The following is a 15,006-nucleotide window of genomic DNA, read 5'->3' as shown; positions in this document are numbered from 1 at the left end:
GGTTTTATATTAATTGAAACACTTATATATTAGCGTAAGGAAAATCCTCTATGTTCATCTTAATTATACCACTCTTTATAGAGCAAAATAAGACTGTGATTTTTCTTGATGATTGCTAGACTTAGATGTATATACTAAGGAGGCGATTAGGATCAAGGAATATCGATTAATCTCTAAAGAAAGCTATGATGGGAAGATTGGTGACCTACTGTCTATGCTTGATTTTGCAAGAGCTGCAACCTTAAAAGAAGTAGCTACTCTTACTCAAGATGATTTGGATTATCTATCGCATTCTCATGGAAATACAATTGGTGCTTTATTGATACATATCGCATCAATTGAATATGCTCACCAAATCATAACTTTTAAAGACAGAGATTTATCGGAAAGTGAAAACTTGAAATGGCAGGTTCCTCTCGAACTTGGTGAAAGTGGACGGAATATCATTAAAAATCAACCATTAGATTATTACATGAACCAATTGATGGCGGTAAGAAATGATACGTTGGACTTGTTTAGCACCATTAAGGAAGACTGGCTTTATATAGAAGATACTTGGCCAAATGGGGTTCCAATTAATTATTACTATCTATGGTTTCATGTAATGGAAGACGAGATGAACCATTGTGGTCAAATTAAAGCAATCAAACGATTATTGTCATACAGATGATGGGGTAACAAAATATGATCAACAATGCTTGCTCCAAAGAAAAAAGAGTATTATGATTAAGTCACTTACATACGATGGATGAATTTGAGAGTCTAAAGCGAGTCCCTGCGGATTCGCTTTTCTTCTATCTATACATACATTCAAGACAAAGGGGCTACGAGTATGATCTACATCGGATTAACTGGCTGGGGGGATCATGATTCATTATATGAAGGAACACCGAGCTCGGAGAAGCTGGGAACCTATGCGGGCCATTTTCCGATTGTGGAGCTGGATTCTTCCTTTTATGCAGTGCAACCGGAGCGCACGATGGCGAAGTGGGCGAGTGAGACACCGGAGTCTTTTTCGTTTATTGTGAAAGCCTATCAGTGCATGACAGGCCATCAATCAGGGTTTGGTCCGTTTGAAGATAAAGAAGCTATGTTTGAGGCTTTTATTGATTCCTTACAGCCATTAGGTCCAAAGCTCTCCATGGTGCTTTGTCAGTTTCCACCATGGTTTGATTGTCGTAAAGAGAATGTTCAATGGGTACGCTATGTGAAGGAGAAGTTACATGGATATCCCGTTGCATTAGAGTTCCGCAACCAAAGCTGGTTTAGTAAGTCGATGAAGGAGCGTACTCTTTCTTTTATGGAACAGGAGGGCTGGATTCATTCCATTTGTGATGAACCTCAGGCGGGTAATGGTTCGATTCCGACGGTCCTTCATCCCACACATTCAGAGAAAACATTAGTCCGACTGCATGGACGAAATGTCTATGGATGGAATGATACAAAGGACGGAAAATGGCGGGAAGTTCGGTATCTTTATCGTTATAATGAAGCTGAACTGGATGAATGGCGTCAACATGTATTAGAATTAAGTAAGCAATGTAAGGACATCTATGTCATCTTTAATAATAATTCTGGCGGAGATGCGGCTGATAATGCGAAACAGCTCATTCAATCTCTTGGGATTACGTATGAAGGTTTGGCACCCCGTCAGCTTGACTTGTTTGATTGACGCAGAAGAAAAATAACATACTTGAGTAAGAAGGGTTGTCACAATGGGTTGGTTGTTATTAGTAGTTGTAGGCTTGGCAGCAGGTACGGTAGGTAGTTTAATGGGTCTTGGTGGAGGCATTATTGTTGTACCGGCCCTATTAACGTTAGATGGGATTTTGCCAATTCTGCGTGATGTGACACCACAGGTTGCTGCGGGCACATCATTATTAATTATGATTTTTACAGGGATTTCGTCTACACTGGCTTATGCCAAGCAGAAAACGATTGATTTTAAAAGTGGTGCAATCTTTTCAATCGGTATTGTACCAGGGGCCATTTGTGGAGTTATTATTAACCGAGCTGTAAACACAGATGACTTTTTAATGTATTTTGGTATATTTATGCTAGTTGTTGCGTTCACTTTTTTTATCAGAAAATATTTGAAGCCGATGCCGATTCGTCCAAAAGGATATAAACGTACTGTTCTTGATCGTGATGGTAAGGAATTTACATATGGCTATCAGCCGGTATTTGCAATCGTACTTAGTTTTTTTGTTGGTATTATCTCCAGCCTTTTTGGGGTAGGTGGAGGAGCGTTAATGGTGCCAATTATGATCATTTTATTTGGATTTCCGGCTCACCTGGCAGTAGCTACGTCAATGTTTGTCATATTGGTCTCGGCATTTATTGGTTCGATTTCTCATATGGCTGCAGGTCATGTTAACTGGCTTTATGCTTTAGCACTAGTTCCAGGTGCGTGGTTTGGTGGGCAGCTTGGAGCAGCCATTAATCGCCGGATTTCAAGTGATCGATTAATTTATATTTTGCGTATTTTTATGGTGATTATCGCCATCCGTTTAATATTTCAAGGGATAAATGGGTAAAGAGAAAAACTAAGCTAGAGAGGGGGATCAGTTATGGGACAGAAGCATCTCACTCTTTTTCATACGAATGATATTCATAGTGATTTTCATCATTGGCCAGGCATTGTTCGTTATGTAAAGGAACATCGTACACAGGACACACTTTTTTTGGACCTGGGTGACCACGCGGATAGAAGTCATCCTATTACAGAAGCAACAGATGGTCAGGCTAATATTGAGTTATTAAATATTGCCGGTGTTGATTATGCAACGATTGGTAATAACGAAGGCGTGACCTTTTCAAAGGAACAGCTAGACAAGTTGTATGAGAAAGCAGAATTCCCTATCTTACTTGCGAATTTAACAGAAGTAACGGGTCAGCAACCAAGCTGGTCAGCCCCTTCTGTTATTACAACAATGGCTAATGGGATTAAGGTTGGACTATTTGGAGTCACAGCCCCACTCTCTCATTTTTATGAGAAGCTAGGTTGGAACGTGCTTGATCTGAACGCATGTATTGAAGAACAAGTGAAGCAATTAAAACCTCAGGTAGATGTCGTCATTCTATTATCTCATCTTGGATTATTTAAGGATGAGAAAATTGCTGAGACCATTGATGGTATTGATGTGATTGTTGGTGCACACACTCATCATGTGTTGGAGCATGGAGAGAAAATTAAGGACACACTTATTGTTCAGGCTGGGAAACATGGTCATTATCTCGGTGAAATTACGTTAGAGTTTGATGAAGCACATACCGTATGTTCTGCGGATGCACTGTTACATGAAGCGAAAGATATGGCGGCTGACGATGAGACGATGGTATACCTTGATCAGGCCAAACAACGTGCGGATCAAATTCTTGAGCAACCACTGGCGACACTTCCTGAAGAGTTGCCCGTTGATTGGTTTAAGGAAACAAAGGCCAGTCGATTGATCTGTGATGGCTTAACAGAATGGTGCGGAACATCTATTGGGATGTTAAACGCAGGAGTGTTACTTAGTGACTTACCAAAAGGGATGTTATCAAGAGGGGCTATTCACCAGATTTGTCCACATCCTATTAATCCATGCGTGATTCGATTAACAGGCAAAGAGCTAAAGACAACGATTGAGAGAGCATCAAGCTTTGAATTAATAAACTTAGAACTAAAAGGCTTTGGATTCCGTGGCCAGGTGCTTGGCAAAATGATCTATACTGGGATATCCGTTGAATATGACCCAAAGAATGAAGAAAAGGTCACATCCATTCAAGTCCTAGGTAAACCGCTCCAGCTTGATGCAGAGTATGAACTCGCGACCTTGGATATGTATACATTTGGATTCTTATATCCTGAATTAACCGATTCAGAAAACAAAGCATATCTGATGCCTGAATTTTTAAGGGATATTCTCGCTTGGAAGCTTAATCAGTTATAAAATGAAGGAACACCCCACTCCTAACATCCATAGGATAGGGAGAAAGGGGTGTTCACCATGATTGAGGTTCAACCGATTACGATAGAGGGCATTGGATTTATAGCTATCACAGTGAAACTTCCGAAAACGAATTTTATGGCTGTGACAGGTGATGATGGGTATATTATGTGTGGAGCACTGGATGTTGGCTTGTTAAATGAAAAGCTGAAAGAAAGAGGCATTTTGGCAGGTCGAGCCGTTGGAGTACGAACTATCGATCAGCTGTTAGATGCACCTCTTGAATCAGTGACCTTGGCAGCCGAAGAAAAGGGTGTCAAAAAAGGAACCATAGGCAGAGATGCCATGCTGCTTTTACATGGGATTTCACCAAGTGCCGAGTGAGGATTTTTCCTTGCTTGGCGACAAAATAGACAAGCTAAATGAGAGACGGAGGAGTAAGACAAATGATTTCCTTTATATTTGCAATGGATGAAGAACGAGCAATAGGGAAGAACAATGACCTTCCTTGGCATTTGCCAGCAGATTTTCAATTTTTTAAAGACACGACAAAACATCACACGATTGTGATGGGGCGAAAAACCTTTGATTCACTAGGTAAGAAACCTCTACCACATCGCCGTAATATCGTTGTGACACGTAACACGGCCTATGAAGCCGAGGGGTGTGAAGTCGTACATACAGTCGAAGAAGCAGAAACGTTATTTGACCATAATGAAGAGATCTTTGTCATTGGTGGCACAGAGCTATTTAAACTATTTATGGATAAGGCAGACCGGATGTATGTAACTCGTATTGAAGGAGTCTTTAATGGGGATACCTTCTTCCCTGAAGTGCCAGAGGAAGATTGGAAGTTAGTATCAAGTCGTGAAGGTGTGGTGGATGAAAAGAACATCCATAAACATCAGTACGAGGTTTATGACCGAGTCTAAGGTTGTTCAAAGATAACAGGTCAAAACCCCCTCCTCTCTGCATAGAGATAATACAGGAGGGGGAATTTGGTATGATCAAAAGACGTCCCATTCGACGCACAAAGCAAAAGGGTCCATTGCCGTTTCGGTATGTTCTCTTGCTATCAACATTCATCTTTATTGTTATGACGTACCAGGGGATTTGGCTGATAGACCAAAAGATCCGTCCGGTCCTAACACAAATTGCTAAGGTGGAGCTAAAGAACATTGCGACTCATTCGCTTGAAGGCGCATTAAATAATAAGCTTGGACAAATTATTGATATGGACCAGTTGTTAGTCATTGAAAAAGAAGAGACAGGGTATGTATCAATGCTCAGTTTTGATGCGGGAGAATATAATCGAATCCTGGGTGAGACCTTAACGGAAGTGCATGATCAGCTTGAATTGTTAAAGGCTGGACATCTAAATCGTGAAGGGGAAAAAGTCGTAGAAGGTGATAGTGCCATTCTCTATGAGATCCCACTTGGACGCGCCTTAAATAACTCATTACTAGCTGATTTGGGACCTACCATTCCTGTTCGCTTTCAAACGATCAGTCATGTAAAAGTGAATATGAGTGATAAAGTAGAACCGGTGAACATCAATAGTACACGGGTATCATTAAATATTGAAATTGATATTGATGTAGAAGTCATTATCCCGTTTGCGATTACAACAGATACCATTAGTGTAACCTTACCTGCAGGGTTTTCGGTGATTAATGGACCCGTTCCTAATTACTATATGCAGGGTGGTGGTGGAGCGATCATGCCGGCACCAGTTGTACCACCTGAATCAGTGGAAGAATCAGTGGATTAGATTGCCTGATAGCTATTGATCTTCCTATATGCTTTATGATAAGGTAAACAAGTTGATTTTAATTAAATAGCAAAAACCTCATATCATATGGGGTAGAGGCGCGAATCTTATCAGTATGTTAGTTGAGCGGTAGCGATGAGAGTAACAAAAAGGAAGGTTCGCCGAAATAGGATCGATTTGCAGATGGATTCTATTGGGTCAGTGTTTAAGAAATACTGGACTGTCACAGCTTTACGGCTGTGGAGGACTATCATCAATGTTTGGGTGCTTTTGCTTGTAGAGGGCCATCATGGGATATCCATGATGGCCCTTATTTTTGTAAATTGAAATAGAAAGGAATAGGTATACATGGTTGAATCGATTTATTCTATTATTCCTCCTCTTCTTGCTCTTATCTTAGTTATTCTTACGCGTAGGGTTTTACTGTCATTAGGGGTCAGTATTTTACTTGGGGCATTAATGCTGTATGACTTTTCGGTCACAAAAGCAGCAGTAGAGCTACTTCATGTTTTTAGTTCCCTATTTTTAAGTTATGAGGTGGCTGAGCCTGTCACAGTGAGCGGAATTTGGGCAGGTATCGTTGACAGTGGATTTGCGATAAATGATTGGGAGTTCTTTATTCTTCTCTTTCTTATTTTTCTAGGCATGGTCGCTTCCTTTATCTCGTTCTCGGGAGGAGGTACTGCTTTTGGAGAATGGGCTGTAAAACGAATCAAAACTCGAACGGGTGCACAGCTTTTACCAATTTTTTTAGGTTTTATTATTTTTATTGATGATTATTTTAACAGCTTAACTGTAGGAAATGTGAGCCGCCCGGTAACGGATCGACATCGAATATCAAGAGCCAAGCTTGCCTACTATGTTGATTCTACAGCTGCTCCAATATGTGTGATTGTTCCTCTGTCTAGTTGGGGAGCCTATATTATCACTATTATTGCTGGAATCTTAGATAAAAACAGCGTCACAGAGTATGGAGCTTTCCAAGCGTTTTTGATGATGATTCCAATGAACCTTTATGCCATGACCGCTTTAGCGATGGTGTTTATTGTGGCATTGTATAAGTTTGACTTTGGATTAATGAAGAAGCATGAGGATTTAGCTATAAGAGAAGGTGTTCTTTACGACCTTGCGAAGGGAGAGCCTGAAGGTTCTGCTGAAACAGGAGCAGGTGAGCAACAAGGTAAAATTATTAATCTGATTTTGCCGATTTTGACACTTGTAGTAGTAACAGTCGGCTCTCTAGTCCTAACAGGTATGGCTGGAGCACAAGATGAGGGAGAAGCAGTAACGGCGTTGTCGATTCTAGAGTTTGCTGATATTTCTCGTTCTCTCTTATATGGAGCGATCATTGGCTTATTATCGGCTTTAATATGTACACTTCTGACCAAACCAACTGCAAAGGATGTTTGGACTGTTGCTAAAGCTGGGGCTAAGTCCATGTTGCCAGCCGTGCTTATTTTACTCCTAGCATGGACAATTAGCTCTATTATTGACAGTCTTGGAACGGGTGCGTATTTAGCATCGTTAGTAGAAGATGGGATTCCGCCATTTTTACTTCCGGTTATGCTCTTTATTATCGCAGGTATCTCAGCTGTCTCCACTGGGACTTCATGGGGCACGTTTGCTATTCTTTTGCCGATCGCAGGGGATATGGGTGCCAATGTAGACAGCTCGTTATTACTGCCAATGCTTGCAGCTGTTTTGGCTGGTTCAATTTTCGGAGACCATGTGTCGCCTATCTCTGATACGACGATCCTTTCAGCAGCTGGATCAGGAAGCCATCACATTGATCATGTACTAACACAGCTTCCATATGCAATACTAGCTGCCATAGCAGCGGCTATTGGCTTTGTCCTTCTTCCTTTATTAGGAACCATTGCTGCTTTCTTTATCTCGATTGTGGTACTGTTTATCCTAGCATGGGTCATTAAACGAACGCAGCAGTCTTAGATATGGATGGGAGGGTGTCCTTAGGGGCACCCTTTTTGGTATAAAGGAATTGGCTAGAACTAACTTTGACAACTGCTTAAAGGCATGTCTATAATGTATAACTGACAATAAAAAAGATCGAAACACGTTGAATGTTCATATTTGGTGTCTACATTGAATTATCAGATCATTTTGACTAAAGTAGACGGATGTTGTTGAACGAGACGAAGGGAGATTGGAAGAGTATGGCAGAAAGAGAACAATGGGGGTCAAGAGCAGGCTTTATATTAGCAGCAATTGGTTCAGCAGTAGGTCTAGGGAATATCTGGAGGTTCCCTTATGTAGCATATGAGAATGGAGGAGGAGCTTTTTTAATTCCTTATCTCTTTGCATTATTAACAGCGGGGATTCCGATTTTAATTATGGAATTTACGATGGGGCAGCGATTCCGTGGATCATCTCCATTAACATATGCCCGAATTAATAAAAAAGCAGAATGGTTAGGATGGTGGCAGGTTGGGATAGCATTTGTCATCTCGACTTATTATTCTGTTATCATTGCATGGGCGATCTCATATACTTATTTTTCGTTTAATTTAAGTTGGGGAAATGATCCAGGAACATTTTTAATGACGGACTTTTTGCAGGAGACCGATACAACGGGTTATCTAGGTTCTTTAGTTCCGGGCGTGTTAATTCCTTTATTAATCGTATGGGCTGTAACATTAGGGGTTTTATTTAAAGGAGTAAAAAAAGGAATTGAGCTTGCGAACCGCGTTCTGATTCCAACCTTAATTCTCATGTTCTTATGTATAGTTATTCGTGCATTAACTCTTGAAGGGGCTGGGTTAGGCTTAGATGCTTTCTTCAGACCAGATTGGGAAGGTCTTGCAAATCCAAAAGTTTGGGTAGCTGCTTATGGCCATATTTTCTTTAGTTTATCTGTAGCTTTTGCCATTATGATTACGTACGCGAGTTATTTACCTAAGAAAGCAGATATTAATAATAATGCTTTTATTACAGCTTTCAGTAACTCTGGCTTTGAAATTCTAGCGGGGATTGGAGTATTTGCTGTATTAGGATTTATGGCTGTATCAAGCGGCGTGGGAGTTGATGAAGTAGCACAAGGTGGAGTTGGTCTTGCTTTTGTGGTCTTCCCGGAAATTATAAATACATTCCCAGCATTTAATGAGTTCTTCGGCGTTCTTTTCTTTGGATGTTTGGTTCTTGCAGGAATCACCTCATTAATTTCTATTGTAGAAACGTATGTGGCAGGTATTCAAGATAAATTCAATGTAAGCCGTACGAAAGCCGTATTGTTTGGTGGAGGACTTTCTGCGCTTATTTCATTACTTTTTGCTACACAAAATGGAGTAAATATTTTAGATGCAGTTGATTATTTCATTAATAACTTCGGTGTTGCTGTTTCTGGTTTAGTATCTGTAGTTGCGATGGGCTGGGTACTTCGTAAGCTTCCTGAAATCAAAGATCATACGAACCGTGTATCTGACTTCAGAATCGGAAGCTGGTGGACATTCTGCTTAATGATTGTAACTCCAGTTATTCTAGGAGTAATGTTTGTACAAAATCTTTACACAAATCTAACGAGTAATTATGAAGATCTATCAACTGGATTCTTACTCACATTTGGTTGGAGTGTGGCTGTGTTAGTGGTTGTCTTCGGATTTGTTGTAACAGCATTAAAATGGCAAACCGGAAAAAATACTTTAACTGTGAAAGAGATTCAAGAAGGGAAGGATGACTAATGAGTACAAGTGCAATTGTCATGCTTATTCTAAGTACCTCTATTGTTTGGGGCGGTTTGATCTTCAGTATTATGAATGCTAAGAAAGCAACAAAACGAAGAGAAGCTGAAAATAAATAAACAAAAGGAGCTGTCCCAATGTGGATAGCTCCTCTTTTTTAGGAAGTTATTTCTTCCTATCCTTATACGCCTGTCTCTCCCAGCTTTTTAGCAGAGGATAGGGATCAAAGGACCATTCGGTTACACCATTATCTCGATACATTCCATAGTGAAGGTGCGGAGGGAATTTGCCTTGTGTACCTGGTTTTCCATATCCGGAGCTTCCGCAGTACCCGACAACTTGACCAGCTTTAACGACATCCCCTTTTTTTAAGCCTTTTTCGAAGCCGCTAAGGTGGGCGTAATAATGGTAGTTGTTATCCAAATCACGGATACCTACTCTCCATCCGCCATAATTGTTCCAGCCAATTAGCTCAACTGTTCCATAAGAAGCGGACTGAATAGGGACACCGTAGCCTGCGAATAAATCAGTGCCTTCATGTATTCGACGTCCACCCCAGCCACGTTTAGCTCCCCATGTGCTTCGATAACTATAGTTTGCGTGTAGTGGCATTACAAAGCTATGTTTATGGAGGTCAAGATGGCCAAAGGTTTTATACGTCTTGGCATGTGATTGCACAATGTTAACGGATTGCTCGCGCTTATAATACTCCCAAAGGGCAATGCGCATATCTTCTTGTTTAAATCCGTATTTTTCTAGAAAATGAGCGAATGTATATAAAATATCAGCATCATTAAACCGATCTGCAATCCCATCTCCATCCCCATCCATACCAACCCCACCAAACACGCTAATCGATAAAGGATTGGTATCTCCCAAGTCAGGATTTAGGGGACCTGCCCATTGAGAAGGAGAATAGAAAATGGAGATAAGTCCTTGCTCCTCATCTCTGTCGCGAAGAGCCTTTCTAAGTCCTCGTTCGTACGTATCTACAGCTGCAAGGTAATACCATGGAACGTTTGTAAGTGTCTCTGTCGTTTTGTAGAGGGTGAATCGATCTTCATAGGTTGTGTCTGTCTGTTCTGCTGCATGTCCTGTTTGAGGAAGCAGCCATTGAACGCAGAGTAAAATAGTGAGTACGATAAAAAAAAGACGGTTGCGGTGCATAAATAAACTGCTCCTTCCAAAAATAGGGGTTTGTCAGTAGTTTGAGCGGACAAGGAAAAAATATTGCAGAGAAACTTTGGGAATTTTTAAAAAGTGTGATTTGGCTATTGAATGGGTTCATGATAAAGTAATAATGAGAATAGATACAAAAATAGATGTGATTAGTAAGGATGGTGAATAGGTTGTCAAAGAAAGAGGAGCATATTCGCAAGCCAGAATGGCTTAAAATCAAGCTTAATACTAATGATTCCTATAAAGGTCTAAAGAAGATGATGCGTGAGAAAAAACTACATACGGTGTGTGAGGAAGCGCGATGTCCAAACATTCATGAATGCTGGGCTGTAAGAAAGACAGCTACATTTATGATCCTTGGGGATATCTGTACAAGGGCCTGTCGCTTCTGTGCGGTTAAAACAGGTCTTCCAACCGAGCTTGATTTAGAAGAGCCAGAACGCGTGGCTGATTCAGTGGGTGATATGGGGCTGAAGCACGTGGTCATTACAGCCGTTGCAAGAGATGATCTAAAGGATGGCGGAGCAGAAGTATTTGCAGAGACGGTTCGAGCGATTCGTCGCAAGAATCCATTTTGTACAATTGAAGTCTTACCATCAGATATGTTAGGTAATGAAGAGAGCTTGCGTACATTAATGGGAGCGCGACCAAATATCATGAATCATAATATTGAAACGGTTCGCAGACTTTCACCAAGAGTTCGTGCGCGTGCAACCTATGATCGCACGCTTGAATTTCTTCGTCGTGCAAAAGAAATGCATGAGGATATTCCAACCAAATCAAGCTTAATGATTGGTCTTGGCGAAACAAAGGAAGAAATCATTGAAACCATGGATGACTTGCGTGCAAATAATGTGAACATCATGACGATTGGTCAGTATCTTCAGCCAACAAAGAAACATTTGAAGGTACAGAAATATTACCACCCGGATGAGTTTGCAGAGTTACGCGAAATTGCCATGAGCAAAGGTTTCAGTCATTGTGAAGCTGGTCCATTAGTCCGTTCTTCCTATCATGCGGATGAGCAAGTGAACCAAGCTCAAGTAAATGAAGAGGCGAAAAAAGTTCAAAATGAAACGGCTGTTAAATAAGATGAGTTGAATGAGCAGATAGCTCGTGTGGTCATACACGTTAGCTATCTGTTTTTATGTCTTAATAGATCATTTCCTGCCAATGTATGCTTGTGATACAATGAAAAAAAGAAACGTGAGGTGTGCGCGATGGTTACAATTCAAGAACTTCAATTTGAATTGGTTGAGGATATTAAGCAAGGATGGGATGAAGAAGCCTTCAAATCGCGGTACAGCGATATTTTAAATAAATACGACTATATTGTTGGCGACTGGGGTTATAACCAGTTAAGGCTTAGAGGTTTTTTTGAGGATAAACATAAAAAATCAACCTATGATTCAAAAATAAGCACACTTCCTGATTATTTATATGAATACTGTAATTTTGGTTGTGCGTATTTTGTTTTGAAGCGTGTGAAAAAGCGTACAGAGAAGGGCAAAAATAAGCAAAAAGAGGGCAAATAAGCCCTCTCTAATTCATGCTGACTTCATTTTGATGAGGAATCATGTGGAGGATGATGGCCAGGATACTTCCGAGGAGTATGCTGATGCAGGTCCTTATTTACATAATTAAAGGCGCTGTACGTTCGCTGCCCATGTTCCCACTCGGTGCTTTTTCCCTCAACGGGTGTATGCTTACCAATTGGCGAACCATAGGGACCTTCGGGTGTACCTTCTGGAATGATATAATTGTGCATGTCTTCAACGTTTTTGAAGTCATGATAATCAGGTTGATCTGGTTTCTTGGCCATACGACACCTCCTACTTTCTAGGGTGCCCTTAGCCATTACGTTTTATTGAGCACGCTTACAGATGAAAGGATGGCAAAGTCATGTATTTTGTTGATCGAAAAACAATTGATACGACCCTGAACTATATGGAGTCGCTTTTTCTGTTATTGGAAAAGCTTAAAAAGAGAGAGGATGCCATACAGGATCTGGCTCTCGAACGTGTGTGTTATATGTTGATTGAATCCATAATTGATGTTGGCAATAATATTATTGATGGATTTATTATGCGTGACCCGGGCAGCTATGCTGATATTGTGGATATACTTGTTGACGAAAAAGTTATCAGTCATGATAATGGCGAGTCACTTAAAGTGGTTTTAGAGTGTAGAAAAGACATCATTCAACCTTCGGGGAAAATAGATCATGACCAATTATATGAGATCCTTCAACATCAAAAGCAAGCATTAACGGATTTTCCAATGAATGTCCGCACGTATATAGAAAACGAGCTTGGACCTGTATCTGCTTTCCTTCCAAAAGACTGATCAAGTCCTGTTATTTTACAAAAAGAACATCCATCGCTTACAATGAACGTAAGGTGGTGGACGGAATGAGAGACCAAACAACTTCGACTCGCTCAACCGTATTAACACTGTTAAAGCGTTGGCACGAGCTGACTACAGCAGAGCTTGCTGCGGAACTAAATATCACAGAGATGGCTGTTAGGCGTCACTTACGTGGGTTGGAAGAAGAACAACTCATCACGTCTCGTGTCGTGCGTCAAACGATGGGCCGACCTGTTCATAAATACTATCTGACTGACTTGGGCAGTGAAAACTTTCCACGAAACTATAGTCATTTGTCTTTAGGTTTTTTAGAGGATTTACGCTCCATGTACGGAGCAGAAACCATTAATCAGTTGTTTGAGAAACGTCATACAAGGCTTCACCAATCCTATAAACCTATGGTGACAGGAGATTTGAGTGAACGCGTGGAAGCACTCGCTACAATACAGAATGAACAGGGATACATGGTTGAATGGAACGAAAAGGAAGATGGTTCTTTCCAATTTATTGAATATAACTGTCCCATTGCTCAAGTTGCTAAATCGTATCCAATTGCATGTACCTGTGAGAAACGTCTGTTTAAGGAGCTGCTTGGTACGGATGAAGTAGAGCGCGATACCTGTATGGCGGAAAATGGAGACGCACACTGTATCTATACGATTAAGAAACAAACAACATAAGCCAAAACAAGCCGTCCAATAATGGGCGGCTTGTTTTGAGCGAGAGGAGCATACGTATGAGCTACAAAGGCTATTTGATTGACCTAGATGGAACAATGTATAGAGGCGGAACGGCTATACCAGAAGCCGTTGCCTTTGTACATGAACTAAAGAAAAGAAATCTACCGTATCTTTTTGTCACAAATAATTCTACCAAAACACCAGAGGCGGTTGCATCTCACTTACGTGGGTTTTCTGTACCAGCTGATGAAAAGCATGTTTTTACCTCAGGCATGGCAACGGCTGCTTACTTAAGTGAACAGAAGCCCAACGCTCGAGTCTATATCATCGGTGAAACAGGATTACGAGCAGCGCTAAGTCAGGCAGGTCATGTAGAAGCTTCTCAAGGTGTAGACTACGTTGTGGTGGGACTCGATCGTGAGGTTACGTATGAGAAAATCAAACGTGCTTCGCTTCTTATTCAACAGGGGGCCACGTTTATTGCCACAAATGGAGACAATGCGATTCCAAGTGAAGAAGGATTAATTCCGGGAAATGGATCAATTGTGGCTGCGATTGCAACAGCATCTAAAACACAGCCTATTTTTGCAGGCAAACCTGAGTCCATCATCATTGAACAAGCAATAGACGTTTTAGGCACAACAATTGAAGACACGCTTATGATCGGAGACAATTATCAAACAGATATTCTTGCTGGTATTCATGGTGGGTTGGATACATTGCTTGTCTATTCAGGAGTAACATCTGAAGAAGATTTACAATCGGTAAAAGTAAGACCTACGTTCACCCATCGATCTCTGGCTGAGTGGAATCTGTTTGATTAATCTCTGCTGCTTCCATACTGTGGGCCAGTCTGCTTGAAGCTGCCGCTGCTATGGCACCTACAATATCATCAAGAAATGTATGACATGCTCCATCTGTTTTATTATTTAATTCTTTTAAGATGCCCGGCTTTAATTTATCGATATAGCCGTAATTAGTGAACCCAATGGAACCATAGATATTTACAATGGACAGGGCAATAATTTCGTCAATTCCATATAAGCCTTCGTCCCTCTCTAAGATTCCTTGAAGTGGAGACTCCAGTAAATTTTGTTCAGTTAATATATCAAGTTGAATACCAGTAAGGATGGCATTTTGAACTTCTCTTTTGGATATCACACGCTCTACATTCACTTTACACAAATCAAGAGTTAGCGTGGGATGATAGGCTACCTGAAGGAAATGAACTAATTCAGCGATATGGTCAATAGTTACCCCTCTAGCCAGCAACCACTCTCTTGCTTTTGTCTCAAGCTCTTCACTTGGTTTGTCTTTTTTCATACAATCGCTCCTTTATCCCAAACTACTTTTTCTAGTCTACGATTGCTGAACACATTTTA

The 15,006-nt window shown here is 40.8% G+C and carries 18 protein-coding genes and 1 riboswitch; of the genes, 15 read left to right on the top strand and 3 right to left on the bottom strand.

The features are described 5' to 3' along the window. Positions 1-214: 214 nt before the first annotated feature. From J2S05_RS07000 to J2S05_RS06955, 10 genes are all read left to right on the top strand, one after another. Entirely contained in the window at positions 215-670 is a 456-nt protein-coding gene (locus tag J2S05_RS07000; protein WP_306981285.1) for a mycothiol transferase, read from the top strand. A 162-nt stretch (positions 671-832) separates the two neighbouring features. Beyond that, positions 833-1,672 carry a DUF72 domain-containing protein gene (locus J2S05_RS06995; RefSeq protein ID WP_306981283.1) on the top strand — a complete coding sequence of 280 codons (840 nt, stop codon included), beginning with the start codon at positions 833-835 and terminating at the stop codon, positions 1,670-1,672. Positions 1,673-1,715: 43 nt separating this feature from the next. Further along, entirely contained in the window at positions 1,716-2,537 is an 822-nt protein-coding gene (locus J2S05_RS06990; protein ID WP_306981281.1) for a sulfite exporter TauE/SafE family protein, read from the top strand. Between the two features lie 33 nt (positions 2,538-2,570). Next, complete coding sequence (locus J2S05_RS06985) at positions 2,571-3,935, top strand: bifunctional metallophosphatase/5'-nucleotidase (RefSeq protein ID WP_306981280.1); 1,365 nt, start codon at positions 2,571-2,573, stop codon at positions 3,933-3,935. A gap of 57 nt (positions 3,936-3,992) precedes the next feature. After that, positions 3,993-4,316, top strand: coding sequence for a YunC family protein (locus J2S05_RS06980; protein WP_306981277.1), 324 nt, complete (start codon positions 3,993-3,995; stop codon positions 4,314-4,316). Positions 4,317-4,378: 62 nt separating this feature from the next. Next, positions 4,379-4,864 (top strand): dihydrofolate reductase, encoded by a 486-nt coding sequence (locus J2S05_RS06975; protein WP_306981275.1) that lies wholly within the window; start codon positions 4,379-4,381, stop codon positions 4,862-4,864. A gap of 71 nt (positions 4,865-4,935) precedes the next feature. Continuing rightward, the gene (gene yunB, locus J2S05_RS06970) at positions 4,936-5,703 is read left to right on the top strand and encodes a sporulation protein YunB (RefSeq protein ID WP_306981273.1); all 768 of its coding nucleotides are present in this window, start codon (positions 4,936-4,938) and stop codon (positions 5,701-5,703) included. A gap of 85 nt (positions 5,704-5,788) precedes the next feature. After that, positions 5,789-5,961: riboswitch (Lysine riboswitch) on the top strand. A 90-nt stretch (positions 5,962-6,051) separates the two neighbouring features. Beyond that, positions 6,052-7,653, top strand: coding sequence for a Na+/H+ antiporter NhaC family protein (locus J2S05_RS06965; RefSeq protein WP_306981271.1), 1,602 nt, complete (start codon positions 6,052-6,054; stop codon positions 7,651-7,653). 224 nt (positions 7,654-7,877) lie between these two features. Beyond that, on the top strand, positions 7,878-9,398 hold the full coding sequence (locus tag J2S05_RS06960; protein WP_306981269.1) for a sodium-dependent transporter: 1,521 nt from the start codon (positions 7,878-7,880) through the stop codon (positions 9,396-9,398). Then, complete coding sequence (locus J2S05_RS06955; protein ID WP_306981267.1) at positions 9,398-9,517, top strand: methionine/alanine import family NSS transporter small subunit; 120 nt, start codon at positions 9,398-9,400, stop codon at positions 9,515-9,517. Before J2S05_RS06960 ends, J2S05_RS06955 begins: the two co-directional genes overlap by 1 nt. Positions 9,518-9,563: 46 nt before the next feature. Here J2S05_RS06955 and J2S05_RS06950 read toward each other — a convergent pair whose 3' ends face one another. Continuing rightward, complete coding sequence (locus J2S05_RS06950; protein WP_306981266.1) at positions 9,564-10,565, bottom strand: M23 family metallopeptidase; 1,002 nt, start codon at positions 10,563-10,565, stop codon at positions 9,564-9,566. Positions 10,566-10,747: 182 nt separating this feature from the next. Here J2S05_RS06950 and lipA point away from each other — a divergent pair, with 182 nt between their 5' ends. Beyond that, positions 10,748-11,668: a lipoyl synthase gene (gene lipA, locus J2S05_RS06945; protein ID WP_306981265.1), complete on the top strand. Its 921-nt coding sequence runs from the start codon at positions 10,748-10,750 to the stop codon at positions 11,666-11,668. Positions 11,669-11,797: 129 nt separating this feature from the next. After that, a complete protein-coding gene (locus tag J2S05_RS06940) occupies positions 11,798-12,112 on the top strand; it encodes a YutD family protein (protein ID WP_306981263.1) in 315 nt (104 codons plus the stop codon). Between the two features lie 23 nt (positions 12,113-12,135). On the opposite strand, the gene J2S05_RS06935 is transcribed toward J2S05_RS06940, so the two are convergent. Beyond that, positions 12,136-12,399 (bottom strand): hypothetical protein, encoded by a 264-nt coding sequence (locus J2S05_RS06935; RefSeq protein ID WP_306981262.1) that lies wholly within the window; start codon positions 12,397-12,399, stop codon positions 12,136-12,138. A gap of 80 nt (positions 12,400-12,479) precedes the next feature. On the opposite strand from J2S05_RS06935, the gene J2S05_RS06930 reads away from it, so the two are divergent. The 3 genes from J2S05_RS06930 to J2S05_RS06920 all read left to right on the top strand — a co-directional run bounded on the left by J2S05_RS06930 (position 12,480) and on the right by J2S05_RS06920 (position 14,448). Continuing rightward, the gene (locus tag J2S05_RS06930) at positions 12,480-12,923 is read left to right on the top strand and encodes a DUF86 domain-containing protein (protein ID WP_306981260.1); all 444 of its coding nucleotides are present in this window, start codon (positions 12,480-12,482) and stop codon (positions 12,921-12,923) included. A 65-nt stretch (positions 12,924-12,988) separates the two neighbouring features. After that, the gene (locus tag J2S05_RS06925; RefSeq protein WP_306981258.1) at positions 12,989-13,624 is read left to right on the top strand and encodes a helix-turn-helix transcriptional regulator; all 636 of its coding nucleotides are present in this window, start codon (positions 12,989-12,991) and stop codon (positions 13,622-13,624) included. A 56-nt stretch (positions 13,625-13,680) separates the two neighbouring features. Next, positions 13,681-14,448 carry a TIGR01457 family HAD-type hydrolase gene (locus J2S05_RS06920; RefSeq protein WP_306981256.1) on the top strand — a complete coding sequence of 256 codons (768 nt, stop codon included), beginning with the start codon at positions 13,681-13,683 and terminating at the stop codon, positions 14,446-14,448. Here the strand turns inward: J2S05_RS06920 and J2S05_RS06915 are convergent. Next, positions 14,408-14,947 carry a phosphatidylglycerophosphatase A family protein gene (locus J2S05_RS06915; RefSeq protein ID WP_306981255.1) on the bottom strand — a complete coding sequence of 180 codons (540 nt, stop codon included), beginning with the start codon at positions 14,945-14,947 and terminating at the stop codon, positions 14,408-14,410. The genes J2S05_RS06920 and J2S05_RS06915 overlap by 41 nt on opposite strands. Positions 14,948-15,006: the final 59 nt, after the last annotated feature.

The sequence above is a fragment of the Alkalicoccobacillus murimartini genome (assembly GCF_030813245.1).
GTDB classification, from domain to species: Bacteria; Bacillota; Bacilli; order Bacillales; family Bacillaceae_D; genus Alkalicoccobacillus; species Alkalicoccobacillus murimartini.
This window is presented reverse-complemented; position numbering and strand designations above follow the sequence as displayed.